This is a genomic window from Pseudomonas putida (assembly GCF_005080685.1).
GTDB lineage: Bacteria > Pseudomonadota > Gammaproteobacteria > Pseudomonadales > Pseudomonadaceae > Aquipseudomonas > Aquipseudomonas putida_V.
Map to the genome: position 1 here is coordinate 1475469 of NZ_CP039371.1, position 13802 is coordinate 1489270.

Here is a 13802-nt window from a genome sequence, read left to right on the forward strand (position 1 = left end):
GAGGTCTGTGAAGGCGCGCGATTTTATCAGGGTTGCCGTGCAGCGGCCATCCTCAGGCCGACGGGCAGGCGATCAAAACATGAAATAAGGTGCTTCACGGGTTGGGTTTTTGGGTTTTGGGCTGGGGCTTTGGGATTGGGTGGCGGGTCCGAGGGATGTAGCGGCGCTACACAAAATGGACCGTCCCCAATCTCAATGGCAACAAGCCAAGCCAATTCCCCGACAATCCCTGAAGAACCAAAAAAAAGCGCCATTGCGTGGCTGCGACTGGTTGCCGCCCGGGTGGCTGTATAAGGTATAGGAAAGGCTACGGCACGAAATGCCCGCCCGTGGGGAGCGTTTCGCCTCGTCGGCGGTCACAGCCAGCACGACAGGCCCCGCGCCATTTGTCATCCGGACAGGAATCCTCCATGCGTTTTCTCAACTTATCGGTAGCTGTATGCCTGGCCCTGGCCAGCGTCGCCACGCAAGCCGCAACCGTTTCCGGTCTTTACCAGGTGCGCGAACCGCTCGATGGCCAAGGCGCCGAGGCGCGCACCCAGGCCACTGGCAAGGCCCTGGAAACCCTGGTACTGCGCCTGACCGGCGACCCCAAGGCAGTGCAGAGCCCGGCGCTGGCCGACCTGCGCAAGGACCCGCAACAGATCATCAACCAGGTCGGCACCGAGGCAGGCCCGCCGGAGTCGGTGGTGGTGGAGTTCGACCCTGGTAGCACCGAGCGCGCCTTGCGCCGAGCCGGCCTGGCCATGTGGGGCAGCAACCGTCCCTCGATCATCGGCTGGTGGCTCAACGACAATGTCGATGGCAGCAGCCTGGTCGGCGACGGCCAGGCCAGTGCCGAGCCGCTGCGACGTGCCGCCCAGCACCGCGGCCTGCCGCTGCGCCTGCCTCTGGCCGATCTGCAGGAGCAGTTGGTGGCCAATGCCGAAACGCTCGAAGGCAGTGATGCTGCGCCACTACGCAGCGCCTCCGAGCGCTACGCCGCCGATGCCCTGCTAGCCGTGCATGCCCATGAAACCGACGGCAAGTGGCAAGGCAAGTGGCAGCTGTGGCTGGGCGATCAGCGTGAGCAGGGCAGCGCCGAAGGTGCCGACCAGGCCGCCCTGGCCGATGCGGTGATGTTGGCGGTGAGCAGCCGTCTGGCGCCACGCTACGTGACCAAGCCCGGTGCCAGCGACGCCCTGCAGGTGCAGTTCAAGGGCGCCAACCTGCAACGCTATGCCGAGCTCGGGCGTGTGCTCGAACCCTATGGCCCGCGTCTGCAGATGGCTGAAGGCGATACGCTGACCTACGCCGTGACCGCCAATCGCGAGCAGCTGCGTGCGCAGTTGAGCCTGGCCAAGCTTCAGGAGGTCGCGGCCGAGCCGGTACCTGCGGCGCCCGCCAGCCCACCGGCCGCCACGCCAGAGCCTGGCGGCACCCCGCAGCCAGCTGCGCCCAAGCCGTTCGACGGCCTGCGTTTTCGCTGGTAAGGGGCCTTGCACATGATGGACACACGCCGCTGGATCTGGCTGGGCATCGCACTGCTGGTCGCTGTGCTGCTGTATAGCCTGCACAACATTCTTTCACCGTTCTTGGTCGGCATACTGCTGGCCTACCTCGCCGATCCGCTGGTCGACCGCCTGGAGCGCCTGGGGCTGTCGCGCACCTGGGGCGTGGTGGTGGTCTTCGGGCTGTTCACCTTGGTGCTGCTGGCCTTGCTGCTGGTGCTGGTGCCGATGCTGGCCAAGCAGTTGGTGCGCCTGTACGAACTGGCGCCGCAAATGCTCGACTGGCTGCAGCACCAGGCATTGCCGTGGGTGCAGACCCGCCTGGGCCTGGCCGATGGCTTCTGGAAGTTCGACAAGATCAAGGCGGCCATTGGCGCGCACATGGGCCAGACCACCGACATCGTCGGCATGCTGTTGTCCCACGCTACCGCCTCGAGCCTGGCGTTGCTGGCTTGGCTTGCGAACATGGTGCTGATTCCGGTGGTGGGCTTCTACCTGCTGCGCGACTGGGACCTGATGATGGCCAAGCTGCGCAGCCTGCTGCCGCGCCAGCGCGAATCGCAGGTGGTGGGGCTGGCCGGGGAGTGCCATGAGGTGCTCGGTGCCTTCGTCCGTGGGCAACTGCTGGTGATGGTCGCCTTGGGCTTCATCTATTCCGCCGGGCTGATGCTGGTGGGCCTGGAGCTGGGCCTGTTGATCGGCATGCTCGCGGGCCTTGCCGCGATCGTGCCGTACATGGGCTTCATCATCGGCATCGGCGCCGCATTGCTGGCAGGTCTGTTCCAGTTCGGTGGCGACCTGTACCCGCTGCTGGGCATCGTGGCCGTCTTCATGGTCGGCCAGGCCCTCGAAGGCATGGTGCTGACGCCGCTGCTGGTGGGCGATCGCATCGGGCTGCACCCGGTGGCGGTGATCTTCGCGATCCTTGCCGGTGGCGAGTTGTTCGGCTTCACCGGGGTGCTGCTGGCATTGCCGGTGGCGGCGGTGATCATGGTACTGCTGCGCCATGTGCACGACCTGTACAAGGAGTCGGACATGTACGGCGGTGATGTCGACCCCGAGCTCTGAGCGCCGATGGTGTGCCGGCGATCATTGCAGGTGTCGCCGGCAGTGGCGCAACTCGTTGATTTTACTTGGGGTCTGCGCCTGCGCGATTGTGCCGCCCGCGTTGCAGGTATAGACTTTGCACACTGTTCAGAAAGGGTCCCCTCGACCGCCCGTCAGCATGAAACCGATCCAGTTGCCCCTGGGTGTGCGTCTACGCGATGACGCTACCTTCATCAACTACTACCCGGGCGCCAATGCCGCGGCGTTGGGCTATGTCGAGCGGTTATGCGAGGCCGACGCCGGCTGGACCGAAAGCCTCATCTACCTGTGGGGCAAGCAGGGCGTGGGGCGTACCCACCTGTTGCAGGCCGCTACCCACCGCTTCCAGCAACTGGGCGAGCCCGCCGTCTATCTGCCCCTGGCACAGTTGCTCGATCGCGGCGTCGAACTGCTCGATCACCTCGAGCAATACGAGCTGGTGTGTATCGACGACCTGCACGTCATCGCCGGCAAGGCCGATTGGGAAGAGGCCATGTTCCATCTGTTCAATCGCCTGCGCGACAGTGGCCGGCGCTTGCTGCTGGCTGCTTCCAGTTCGCCCCGTGAACTGCCGATCAAGCTCGCCGACCTCAAGTCGCGGCTGACCCTGGCGCTGATCTTCCAGATGCGCGGGATGTCCGACGAAGACAAGCTCCGTGCCCTGCAACTGCGTGCCTCACGCCGCGGCCTGCACCTGACCGACGAGGTCGGGCATTTCATCCTCACCCGCGGCACGCGCAGCATGAGCGCGCTGTTCGACCTGCTCGAGCGCCTCGACCAGGCTTCGTTGCAGGCGCAACGCAAGCTGACCATCCCCTTCCTCAAGGAAACACTGGGCTGGTAGGCCCCGTAAAACCTGGCCTGCAGCCGCAATCAGGAAAAGTCACATCTTTTTCGATAAAATTTGCAAATGATCCTGATAGAAGGCATAGTCGCACCCTTCTAAAGGATTAAAGACACGGTCGTGCCCATGCTCAAGCGCTTCGCACCCCTCGTGCCACTCGCACTCGTGACCCTGCTGTTCGGCTGCGCCTCCCATGGCCCGGTCTCGCAGACGGAGGATCACCCTTCGGTCGCCGCTCATTCGGCCGCCAAGGCAACCACGCCTGCTTCGTCCGTGTTCGGCGAAGAGGAAGTGGCCACTGAAGATGACCTTCAGGCATTTTCCAGCAGCAAGCCCTACCAGTTGCCGGCCCTGGCCGACAGCATTCTCGAGCGCGGCATGTCGTTGATCGGCACCCGCTACCGCTTTGGCGGTACCTCGGAGAAGTCCGGCTTCGACTGCAGCGGTTTCATCGGCTACCTGTTCCGTGAAGAGGCCGGCATGACCCTGCCGCGCTCGACCCGCGAAATGATCAACGTCGATGCCCCGAAAGTGGCCCGCAACAAACTCAAGCCAGGCGACTTGCTGTTCTTCAGCACCAATGGCCGTGGCCGCGTCAGCCATGCCGGCATCTACCTGGGTGACAACCAGTTCATCCACTCCAGCAGCCGCCGCAGCGGTGGCGTACGCATCGACAACCTCGGTGATCGCTACTGGAGCAAGACCTTCATCGAAGCCAAGCGTGCCTTGGCCATGGCGCCGACCAATATCGCGCGCAACTGATATCAAATTGATATATCCTCTTTCGCGGCGGCGATGCTTTGAAAAAAGCTCGCCGCCGTGCGCATTTACAGAAAGCGTCTAATCTAAATTCTCAACTCTTTTCGACTGCGGCCGTGCGGTCTCAGACAGGATGTTCTGGCCATGGCGATGATGGCGCGTTTTGCATTTCTTTCCCTGGTGGCATTGCTTGCCGCCTGTTCCAGCCGTGCCCCGGCACCGCCGCCGGTGGTACAGCCGCAGGTCACCTACAGCCAGGCCGAGGTCTCGCCAGTGGCGGACGACGTGCTGATCCGCGCCATCGGTCTGGTCGGCACACCGTATCGATGGGGTGGCAACACACCGGATTCCGGCTTCGATTGCAGCGGCCTGATCGGCTACGTGTATCGCGATGCCGCCGGCATCAGCCTGCCGCGCACCACCCGCGACATGATCGTCATGCGCGCGCCGACGGTGGCGATCAATTCGCTGCAGTCGGGTGACCTGGTGTTCTTCGCCACCAACGGTGGGTCGCAGGTGAGCCATGCCGGTATCTACGTGGGCGAGGGGCGCTTCGTCCACGCGCCCTCTTCAGGCGGCACGGTGCGGCTGGACTACCTGTCCAACAGCTACTGGTCCAAGGCCTACCTGCAGGCCAAGCGAGTGATTCCATCGGGGCACCTGGCACAGAATCCCTGACCGCGATGGGGGCCGGCCCGGTCCCTGGTAGCAAGCCATAACACTGTACCGCCAAGTGGCCGCGCGAGTTGCGAGCATCACTGCTCGATAACTACCACGGCGGAGCGGGAAATGAGTGACCTAACGGTACGGGCGCAGCTGGAATTCGAGGCTCTGCAGACCGGCCAGGCGTGGGTACGTCTGATCGACCAGATCATCGGTGATTATCCCGATCCCTTCGTGCTGGCGATCGAGCACGCACGACGCATCCTGCGCAAGCATACCGGCAAGAACATCGACCCCCGGTTCGTCTGGTGGCATCAGTTCGACAGCGCCAGTACCAGCAGTCGCACCTTCACCGGCTGACAGCACGGCGGTACCCCAGTTCGTTCGCTGAGCCTGGTCGAGCTGGTGATCCAGCGTTTCGACTTGCACTTTCAACATGCCCCGGATGAGCTGGACCTCTATGGCGGGTTTTACCGGCAAGGCCGCCATGCCATCCGTTTCGAGGAGCGCAACGAAGTACCCATGCTCGGCAGTGCGGTGCAGGCCGACCTCTGGGCGTTGGATTTCGCCGTGCTGTACCGTGCGCAGGTGGAGCGTTTCTGGGCTACCTATGGCGACGACTTTCGCGTATTGGCCAAAGTCACCCTGCTCGGCGAAACCGAGCAGGCGCGCCGGGCAGGGCTCATTGATGCCACCGACATGGTGCGTCTGCGCAGCCTGGTGATCGCCGGGCTGGCACCGCACCAGATGCCGTCCCTGGAGCAATTGCGCCAGCACAGTGCATCGACGGTGCTGGAGGTCAAGGCCTACCAGTTGGCGCGAGACAGCCGGGACACCTTCTACACCTTGCACGCCAGCGACGGTCGCACGTTGCTCTGGGTGCCCTGGCAGGCTCAGGGCATGCGCGGTTTTACCGATGAGCTGGCGGTCGCGCAATGGTTACGACTGACGCTGGGCAACCTCGCCACCTTGACGGACTATGCCGAGGCGACCGTGGATGACCAGGGCGACCAGACGCGCCTGAACGAAGCGAAAGCGACCTTGCGCAGCATTGCCGACAGCGCCACGGTCGAGGATGCGCTGGCCATCTTGCACACCAGACAGCGTACGTTCCAGGGCAGTGTTTTCGCCCGAATGGCGGAAAAAGCCGGGCTGGAAATGGCGCGCAGTGCCCAGACCATGCTGGATAACGCCGAGCTGCGCAAGGCCATGCTGCGCGGGTACCTGGCGGCCTTTCTCAATGTGTTTGGTGGGTTGGCACCGCTGGGTTGGCCCGTGGCCCTGACCATTCTGGGCGCCACGTTCACCAAGGTAGCGCTCGATGTCGATGCTGCTGCCCGAGCCCGCGATGCCCAGATGCGCAAGGACGCCTTGCGCCAGGCCATGCTCGAAAGCCTGTTTGGCGCGTTGTACCTGACCGACATCGGTTTTCAGACCAGTTTCGCCATGTTGGCCTACCAGGCGCCGATGCACGAGGTGCACGCCACGCTCGAGCACTGGCAGGCGGCCGAGGCTCCGGGCATGTTGCTGGCAGAGTTGGACGTCAATGACCTGGTGCTGGCCGAGTTGGTGAATGAGGGGCCGCTGCGGGGTATCCAGATCCGGCCCGATGGCAGCTACTGGATCGAGATGCAGGGCTTGACCTACCGGGTACGCTTTAGTCACGAGTTGTCCGCGTGGTTGATCGTGCCGCCGGACAATCCCTTCGCTTTTGGCCCATTGCGCCCGGTGCGTCTCGATGCCAGCGGTGAATGGCAGTTGTTGGCACCGCCGAACCTGATAGGTGGCAGTCCACCGTCCTTGCCCGCAATGGCCAGTGAGCCGTCAGCGTTGTGGGACGAGTATGTGCGCTATGACGTCAGTCGTACGCAGATCGCGTCTGCCCGCGCCATATCCCGACAGAAACGTCTGCTCAAGAACGCCCAGATACCGACCTTGGCACCTGGGCAGGTGCCGGACGTCGACGTGCATGGCCTGGATTGCGTGCTCGGTGAAGGTGCTCGCCAGTACAGCTACCGGGACGCCGATGGACGCTACTACAATGCATTGATCGAGTACTACACCGACAGCGATGCGAAGATCAACGATGTCTTTCGCACGGGTAGCTACCGCTACGGTGACGAAACCGACTACATCAAGGACCTGGCCGACTCCCTGGAGCAACTGCCGAAAAGCAACGAAGTCACGCTATTTCGCGGTGGCTCCGATAGCCGCGGCACGGGAGGGCGACATTTTCGCACTGGCCAGATCGTCGTCGGTGACGTGCTGGTCAATACCGACTTCACCTCGTTCACCGAAAACCCCTACATGGCCCCCCAGTTTCGCCGCCGAGCTGATCACTGAAGGCGAGCGGCATTGGTTGTTCGACGACAGCTCGGTGATCTTCGAATTGCCGACGGGGCATTACCAGGGGGTACGCCAATCAGTGCCTTCTCGATGTATTGGGATGAGGCGGAGACAGTGTTTCTCCCTGGCAACCATTTTCGCGTCGACTCGCTCAAGCAGGTGTATGGCGAAGGCTACCGCTTCATCCTGGTGTCGTTGAGCAAAGTGGCCAAGCCAGCTTCCGGGCCGATGTACGACCTGCGTACCGGCGCCTTGTTCGATAAGGCACTGTACCGCTTGCGACTGCGCGAGCAGGCGTTGGTCGACCGGTTCTTCGGCGATTGACCGGGCGTGCGCCAATTGCCCCCGTTCGATTGACGCTCAGGGTGCAACCCTCTAACCTTCGCGCGTGTTTCAGGTGCCCTGCCAGCCTCGACTGAGCAGGGTGAAACTGGGAAGCCGGTGGGCGCCAGCAAGGCGCGATTCCGGCGCTGCCCCCGCAACGGTAGGTGAGATGAAGGCCGCGCATGGCCACTGGGTAGCGGTACCCGGGAAGGCGCGCAGGCCCGGGCCCAGTCCCACTCACAAGCCCGGAGACCGGCCTGTTACTGCCAACGGCATCACGGAGGGTGATGCGCGGTGCACCGTGGCCTGTGGCCGCGGCTCCTGCGCGCTCTCCGTTTGCCTGCCTATCGATCTGTCGCCGCTTTTTTCGCGTGGCGTCAGCCAGCGGAGAACCCAGATGAGCGAAACCACCGAACGCGACGAACGCCACTTGGCGCGCATGCAGCGCAAGAAGGCGGTCATCGACGAGCGTATCGCCAATTCCCCCAACGAGTGCGGCTTGCTGCTGGTCCTGACCGGCAACGGCAAGGGCAAGAGCAGCTCGGCCTTCGGCATGCTCGCCCGGGCCTTGGGCCATGGCATGCAGTGCGGCGTGGTGCAGTTCATCAAGGGCCGCAACAGCACTGGCGAGGAGTTGTTCTTCCGGCGCTTCCCCGAGCAGGTGCGCTATCACGTGATGGGCGAGGGGTTCACCTGGGAAACCCAGGACCGCCAGCGCGATATCGCCGCTGCCGAAGCGGCCTGGGCGGTTTCGCGGCAGTTGCTGCAGGACCCGTCTGTACAGTTCGTGGTGCTCGACGAACTGAACATCGCCCTCAAGCACGGCTACCTCGACCTCGACCAGGTGTTGGCCGACCTCCAGGCCCGCCCGCCGATGCAGCATGTGATCGTCACCGGTCGTGCGGCCAAGCCGGAAATGATCGACATGGCCGATACCGTGACCGAGATGGGCATGCTCAAGCACGCCTTCCAGGCCGGCATCCGCGCGCAGAAGGGCGTCGAACTGTGAGCCGATCGCGTCACTGCCCGGCGGTGTTGATCGCGGCGCCGGCATCCGGCCAGGGCAAGACCACCGTCACCGCGGCCTTGGCTCGTTTGCACCGCAACCTCGGACGCAAGGTCCGGGTGTTCAAGTGCGGGCCCGATTTCCTCGACCCGATGATTCTCGAACGCGCCAGCGGCGCGCCGGTGTACCAGCTCGACCTGTGGATGATCGGCGCCGAGGAAAGCCGCCGGATGTTGTGGGAAGCGGCTGACGAGGCCGACCTGATCCTCATCGAAGGGGTCATGGGCCTGTTCGATGGGACCCCGTCCAGTGCCGATCTGGCGCGGCATTTCGGCGTGCCGGTGCTGGCGGTGATCGATGGCACGGCCATGGCCCAGACCTTCGGCGCCCTGGCCCTTGGCCTGGCCCGTTACCAGGCCGACCTGCCGTTCGCGGGCGTGCTGGCCAACCGTGTCGGCAGCCTGCGCCATGCGCAACTGCTCGAAGGCAGCCTGACCGAAGGCCTGCGCTGGTATGGTGGCTTGTCACGCGAGCGTGGCATCGAGTTGCCCAGCCGTCATCTGGGGCTGGTCCAGGCCAGCGAATTGAACGACCTGGATGCCCGCCTGGATGCCGCCGCCCAAGCGCTAGGCGCCAGTTGCGATGCCACGCTGCCGCCTCCGGTGGCCTTCGCCGAACCCGAGCCAAAGGCGCTCGCCACTTCACTGGGCGGCGTGCGCATCGGCGTGGCGCGGGACGAAGCGTTTGCCTTCACCTATGGCGCCAACCTCGACCTGCTGCGTCAGCTGGGCGCGCATCTGGCGTTCTTCTCGCCGCTGCACGATCGCCAACTACCGGAAGTGGACAGCCTGTACCTGCCGGGCGGCTATCCCGAACTGCACCACCACGCGCTGGCCGCCAACATGCCGATGAGTGAGGCGATCCGTGCCCATTATGCTGCCGGCAAGCCTTTGCTGGCGGAGTGCGGCGGTATGCTCTATCTGCTCGAAGCCCTGACCGACGTGGCCGGCGAGCGCACCGAGCTGCTCGGCCTGTTGCCCGGAGAGGCAACGATGCAAAAGCGTCTGGCGGCCTTGGCCCTGCAAGCGGTGGAGTTGCCCGAAGGCACGCTGCGTGGCCACACCTATCACCATTCGCTGACCAGCACCGAACTGCAGCCGATCGCCCGCGGCCAGAGCCCCAATGGCGGGCGCGGCAACGAAGCGGTGTATCGCCTGGGGCGCCTGACCGCCTCGTACGTGCACTTCTATTTCCCCTCCAACCCAGAAGCGACGGCGGCGTTGCTGCGACCATGAACGAGCATGCCTACAGCGCTGCCGAGCGCGCGGCCATTTACCGGGCCATCGGCGAACGCCGCGACATGCGCCATTTCGCCGGTGGCACGGTGGCCCCCGAGGTGCTAGGGCGTCTGCTGGCTGCCGCGCACCAGGCGCCGAGTGTCGGCCTGATGCAGCCGTGGCGGTTCATCCGCATCAGCCAGCGCGATCTGCGCGGGCGTATCCAGGCTCTGGTGGAAGAGGAGCGGGTACGCACGGCCGAGGCCCTGGGCGAGCGCTCCGACGCGTTCATGAAGCTCAAGGTCGAAGGCATCGACGATTGCGCCGAGGTGCTGGTGGCGGCATTGATGGACAAGCGCGAGGCGCACATCTTTGGCCGCCGCACCCTGCCGGAAATGGACCTGGCGTCGCTCGCCTGCGCCATCCAGAACCTGTGGCTGACGGCCCGTGCCGAGGGCCTGGGCATGGGCTGGGTGTCGTTGTTCGACCCGCTGGCCCTGGCCCAGCTGCTGGGCATGCCGGCCGGCGCCAAGCCGGTGGCGGTGCTGTGCCTGGGGCCAGTCCACGAATTCTATGCCGCGCCCATGCTGGTGCAGGAACACTGGGCCGAGGAACGGCCCTTGAGCGACATGCTGTTTGAAAACCGCTGGGGAGAGCAACCATGAGCGTGGCCTTGCTGACCATGGCCGGGGTGGCCCTGGATGCCTTGTTGGGCGAGCCGAGCCGGCGCCATCCGCTGGTGGGCTTTGGCAACCTGGCTTCGGGCCTGGAGCGGCGCCTGAATGCCGGTGGGCGTGGCTGGCGCAGCCATGGCGTGAGCGCCTGGTTCCTGGCCGTGGTGCCGTTGACCCTGGTGGCGTTGATCCTTTCCTGGCTGCCCTATATCGGCTGGCTGGTGGAAGTGTTGGCGCTGTACTGCGCCCTGGGCCTGCGCAGCCTGGGCGAGCATGTGTTGCCGGTGGCCAATGCACTGCGCGTGGGCGACCTGGAAGAGGCGAGGCGACGGGTCGGCTACCTGGTGAGCCGCGAAACCCGCGAGCTGGACGAGCCCGCCGTGGCGCGGGCGGCCACCGAGTCGGTGCTGGAGAACGGCAGCGATGCGGTGTTCGCCGCGCTGTTCTGGTTCGTGGTGGCAGGCGCGCCGGGGGTTGTGTTGTATCGTCTGAGCAATACCCTGGATGCGATGTGGGGCTACCGCAACGAACGCTTCGAGCGCTTCGGCTGGTGTGCGGCGCGTATCGATGACGTCCTCAATTACATCCCGGCACGGCTGGTGGCGCTGACCTATGCGCTGCTTGGCAAGACCCGCCTGGCGCTGACCTGTTGGCGCAAACAAGCGCCCCTGTGGGACAGCCCCAACGCCGGGCCGGTGATGGCTGCCGGTGCCGGTGCCCTGGCGGTCGAGCTGGGAGGCCCGGCTGTGTACCACGGAGAGTTGCACGACCGCCCGCGCCTGGGCGAGGGGCCGATGGCCGACGCCGACGCCATCGAGCGCGGCTGGAACCTGGTGCAGCGCGGCGTGTGGCTATGGCTGCTGCTGATCGCCCTTGGAGGCTACTTCTATGCTTGAGCACGGTGGCCGCCTGTTGAGGGCGGTGCGGCACTACGGCATCCCTCGCGAAGACTGGCTCGACCTGTCCAGTGGCATTGCCCCATGGCCTTACCCGATCCCGCCGATTCCCACGCAAGCCTGGGCCAGGCTTCCCGAGACCGAGGACGGCCTGGAAGAGGCGGCGCGTCGCTACTACGGCGCACGCCAATTGTTGCCGGTGGCAGGTTCCCAGGCCGCGATCCAGGCCCTGCCGACACTGCGCCAGATTGGTCGGGTCGGCGTGCTGTCGCCTTGCTACGCCGAGCATCCGCTGGCCTGGCAGCGCGCCGGTCATGAGCTGGTCGAGCTCGCTGATGACGGGGTCGATGCAGTACTCGACAGCCTCGACGTGCTGGTGCTGGTCAACCCCAACAACCCCACCGGCCGCTGCGTGCCACGCGAGCGCCTGTTGGAGTGGCATGCGCGGCTGGCTGCGCGGGGCGGCTGGCTGGTGGTCGACGAAGCGTTCATGGACAACACGCCCGCGCACAGCGTGGTCGATTGTGCCGAGCGCCGCGGCCTGATCGTGCTGCGCTCGTTCGGCAAGTTCTTCGGTCTGGCTGGTGTACGGCTGGGCTGTGTGGTCGCCGAACTGCCGCTGCTGCAGCGCCTGGCCGAATCGCTTGGGCCGTGGACCGTCAGCGGTCCGACCCGGGTGCTTGCCCAGGCGTGCTTCGCCGACCAGGCCGCGCATGCGCAGCAAATGGCGCGCAGCAATATGGCCAGCCAGCGTCTCGCCGCGTTGCTGCGTGAGCACGCGCTGGCGCCCGACGGCGGCTGTGACCTGTTCCAGTACGTGCGCCGCGAAGACGCCGCGCAACTGCATGAATTTCTCGCCCGCCGCGGCATCCTCGTGCGCCTGTTCGTGCAGCCTGCGGCGGTACGCCTGGGCCTGCCCGCCAACGGCGCGGACGAACGCCGCTTGGCCCAGGCCCTGGCCGCCTATCAGAAGGAAACGGCATGACCACCCTCATGGTGCAAGGCACCACCTCCGATGCTGGCAAGAGCACGCTGGTCACTGCCCTGTGCCGCTGGCTGCTGCGCCAGGGCGTCGACGTGGTGCCGTTCAAACCGCAGAACATGGCGCTCAACAGCGCCGTGACCGCCGACGGTGGCGAGATCGGCCGCGCCCAGGCTGTCCAGGCGCAGGCTTGCCGGCTGGCGCCACACACCGACATGAACCCGGTGCTGCTCAAGCCCAACAGCGATACCGGTGCCCAGGTGATCATCCATGGTCGCGCGGTCACCAGCATGAACGCGGTGGCCTACCACGACTACAAGGCCATCGCCATGCAGGCGGTCCTGGCTTCGCACCAGCGCCTGGACGCCGCCTACCCGGTGGTGCTGGTCGAGGGAGCGGGCTCGCCGGCCGAGATCAACCTGCGCGCTGGCGACATCGCCAACATGGGCTTCGCCGAGGCGGTCGACTGCCCGGTGATCCTGGTCGCCGACATCAACCGTGGGGGAGTCTTCGCCCACCTGGTCGGCACCCTCGAGCTGCTCTCGCCAAGCGAGCAGGCGCGGGTCAGGGGCTTCGTCATCAACCGTTTTCGTGGCGACATCGCCTTGCTCCAGCCGGGCCTGGACTGGCTCGAGCAGCGCACCGGCAAACCGGTTCTGGGCGTGCTGCCCTACGTCACCGACCTGCACCTGGAAGCCGAGGATGGCATCGACGTGCGCCAGGCGCACAAGGCCGAACGCGTGCTCAAGGTGATCGTGCCGGTGCTGCCGCGCATCAGCAACCATACCGATTTCGACCCATTGCGCCTGCACCCGCAGGTGGACTTGCAGTTCATCGGCCCGGGGCAGCCGATCCCCGCGGCCGACTTGATCATCCTGCCTGGCTCCAAGAGCGTGCGTGGTGACCTTGCCCAGTTGCGTGAGCGCGGTTGGGACAGTGCCATAGACCGCCACCTGCGCTATGGCGGCAAGCTCATCGGCATCTGTGGTGGGCTGCAGATGCTTGGCCGAGAGGTGCACGATCCGCTCGGTCTGGAAGGAGCGGCCGGCTCCAGTCCTGGGCTTGGCCTGCTCGATTACGCCACGGTGCTGGAAGCCGACAAGCAACTGCGTAACGTCACCGGGACCTTGAGCCTGGCAGCATCGAAGGTGGCCGGTTATGAGATTCATGCCGGCGTCACCCGTGGCCCGGCCCTGGAGCAGCCTGCCGTGCAACTGGCCGATGGCCGCTGCGACGGCGCGATCAGCGCCGATGGGCAGATTCTCGCCACCTACCTGCACGGCCTGTTCGAAGGCCCCGAGTCGTGCGCTGCGCTGCTGCGCTGGGCGGGCCTGGAGGACGTGCAACAGGTCGACTACGAGGCCCTGCGCGAACGCGACATCGAGCGCCTGGCCGACCTGGTGGAAAACCACCTGGACACCACGCTGCTGCGCCAACTCTGTGGAGTCGCCTGAC

General features: G+C 65.3%; 13 protein-coding genes, 1 pseudogene and 1 riboswitch. All 14 genes and pseudogenes read left to right on the forward strand.

Going from position 1 to position 13802, the window contains the following annotated elements; genetic code table 11:
• Nucleotides 1-410 precede the first annotated feature (410 nt).
• On the forward strand, nt 411-1472 hold the full coding sequence (locus tag E6B08_RS07050; protein ID WP_136913367.1) for a DUF2066 domain-containing protein: 1062 nt from the start codon (nt 411-413) through the stop codon (nt 1470-1472).
• Nucleotides 1473-1484: 12 nt separating this feature from the next.
• The gene (locus E6B08_RS07055; RefSeq protein ID WP_136913368.1) at nt 1485-2558 is read left to right on the forward strand and encodes an AI-2E family transporter; all 1074 of its coding nucleotides are present in this window, start codon (nt 1485-1487) and stop codon (nt 2556-2558) included.
• Between the two features lie 157 nt (nt 2559-2715).
• The gene (hda, locus tag E6B08_RS07060; protein ID WP_133331767.1) at nt 2716-3420 is read left to right on the forward strand and encodes a DnaA regulatory inactivator Hda; all 705 of its coding nucleotides are present in this window, start codon (nt 2716-2718) and stop codon (nt 3418-3420) included.
• Between the two features lie 126 nt (nt 3421-3546).
• Nucleotides 3547-4182, forward strand: a complete 636-nt coding sequence (locus E6B08_RS07065; RefSeq protein WP_136913369.1) for a C40 family peptidase — start codon at nt 3547-3549, stop codon at nt 4180-4182.
• Nucleotides 4183-4323: 141 nt separating this feature from the next.
• Entirely contained in the window at nt 4324-4857 is a 534-nt protein-coding gene (locus E6B08_RS07070; RefSeq protein WP_136913370.1) for a C40 family peptidase, read from the forward strand.
• A 111-nt stretch (nt 4858-4968) separates the two neighbouring features.
• A complete protein-coding gene (locus E6B08_RS07075) occupies nt 4969-5202 on the forward strand; it encodes a hypothetical protein (RefSeq protein ID WP_136913371.1) in 234 nt (77 codons plus the stop codon).
• 18 nt (nt 5203-5220) lie between these two features.
• A pseudogene (locus E6B08_RS07080) lies at nt 5221-7185 on the forward strand (dermonecrotic toxin domain-containing protein); the annotation flags it as partial.
• 117 nt (nt 7186-7302) lie between these two features.
• A complete protein-coding gene (locus tag E6B08_RS07085; protein WP_136913373.1) occupies nt 7303-7512 on the forward strand; it encodes a hypothetical protein in 210 nt (69 codons plus the stop codon).
• A 54-nt stretch (nt 7513-7566) separates the two neighbouring features.
• Nucleotides 7567-7788: riboswitch (cobalamin riboswitch) on the forward strand.
• Nucleotides 7789-7909: 121 nt separating this feature from the next.
• Nucleotides 7910-8521 carry a cob(I)yrinic acid a,c-diamide adenosyltransferase gene (gene cobO / locus E6B08_RS07090; protein ID WP_136913374.1) on the forward strand — a complete coding sequence of 204 codons (612 nt, stop codon included), beginning with the start codon at nt 7910-7912 and terminating at the stop codon, nt 8519-8521.
• Nucleotides 8518-9813: a cobyrinate a,c-diamide synthase gene (locus tag E6B08_RS07095; RefSeq protein ID WP_136913375.1), complete on the forward strand. Its 1296-nt coding sequence runs from the start codon at nt 8518-8520 to the stop codon at nt 9811-9813. Before cobO ends, E6B08_RS07095 begins: the two co-directional genes overlap by 4 nt.
• Nucleotides 9810-10460 carry a 5,6-dimethylbenzimidazole synthase gene (gene bluB, locus E6B08_RS07100; RefSeq protein WP_136913376.1) on the forward strand — a complete coding sequence of 217 codons (651 nt, stop codon included), beginning with the start codon at nt 9810-9812 and terminating at the stop codon, nt 10458-10460. Before E6B08_RS07095 ends, bluB begins: the two co-directional genes overlap by 4 nt.
• Entirely contained in the window at nt 10457-11365 is a 909-nt protein-coding gene (gene cbiB, locus E6B08_RS07105; protein WP_136913377.1) for an adenosylcobinamide-phosphate synthase CbiB, read from the forward strand. Before bluB ends, cbiB begins: the two co-directional genes overlap by 4 nt.
• Nucleotides 11358-12350, forward strand: coding sequence for a threonine-phosphate decarboxylase CobD (gene cobD / locus E6B08_RS07110; RefSeq protein WP_136913378.1), 993 nt, complete (start codon nt 11358-11360; stop codon nt 12348-12350). The genes cbiB and cobD overlap by 8 nt, the downstream gene beginning before the upstream one ends.
• The gene (locus E6B08_RS07115) at nt 12347-13801 is read left to right on the forward strand and encodes a cobyric acid synthase (protein ID WP_136913379.1); all 1455 of its coding nucleotides are present in this window, start codon (nt 12347-12349) and stop codon (nt 13799-13801) included. The genes cobD and E6B08_RS07115 overlap by 4 nt, the downstream gene beginning before the upstream one ends.
• The last annotated feature ends 1 nt before the right edge of the window (nt 13802 follow it).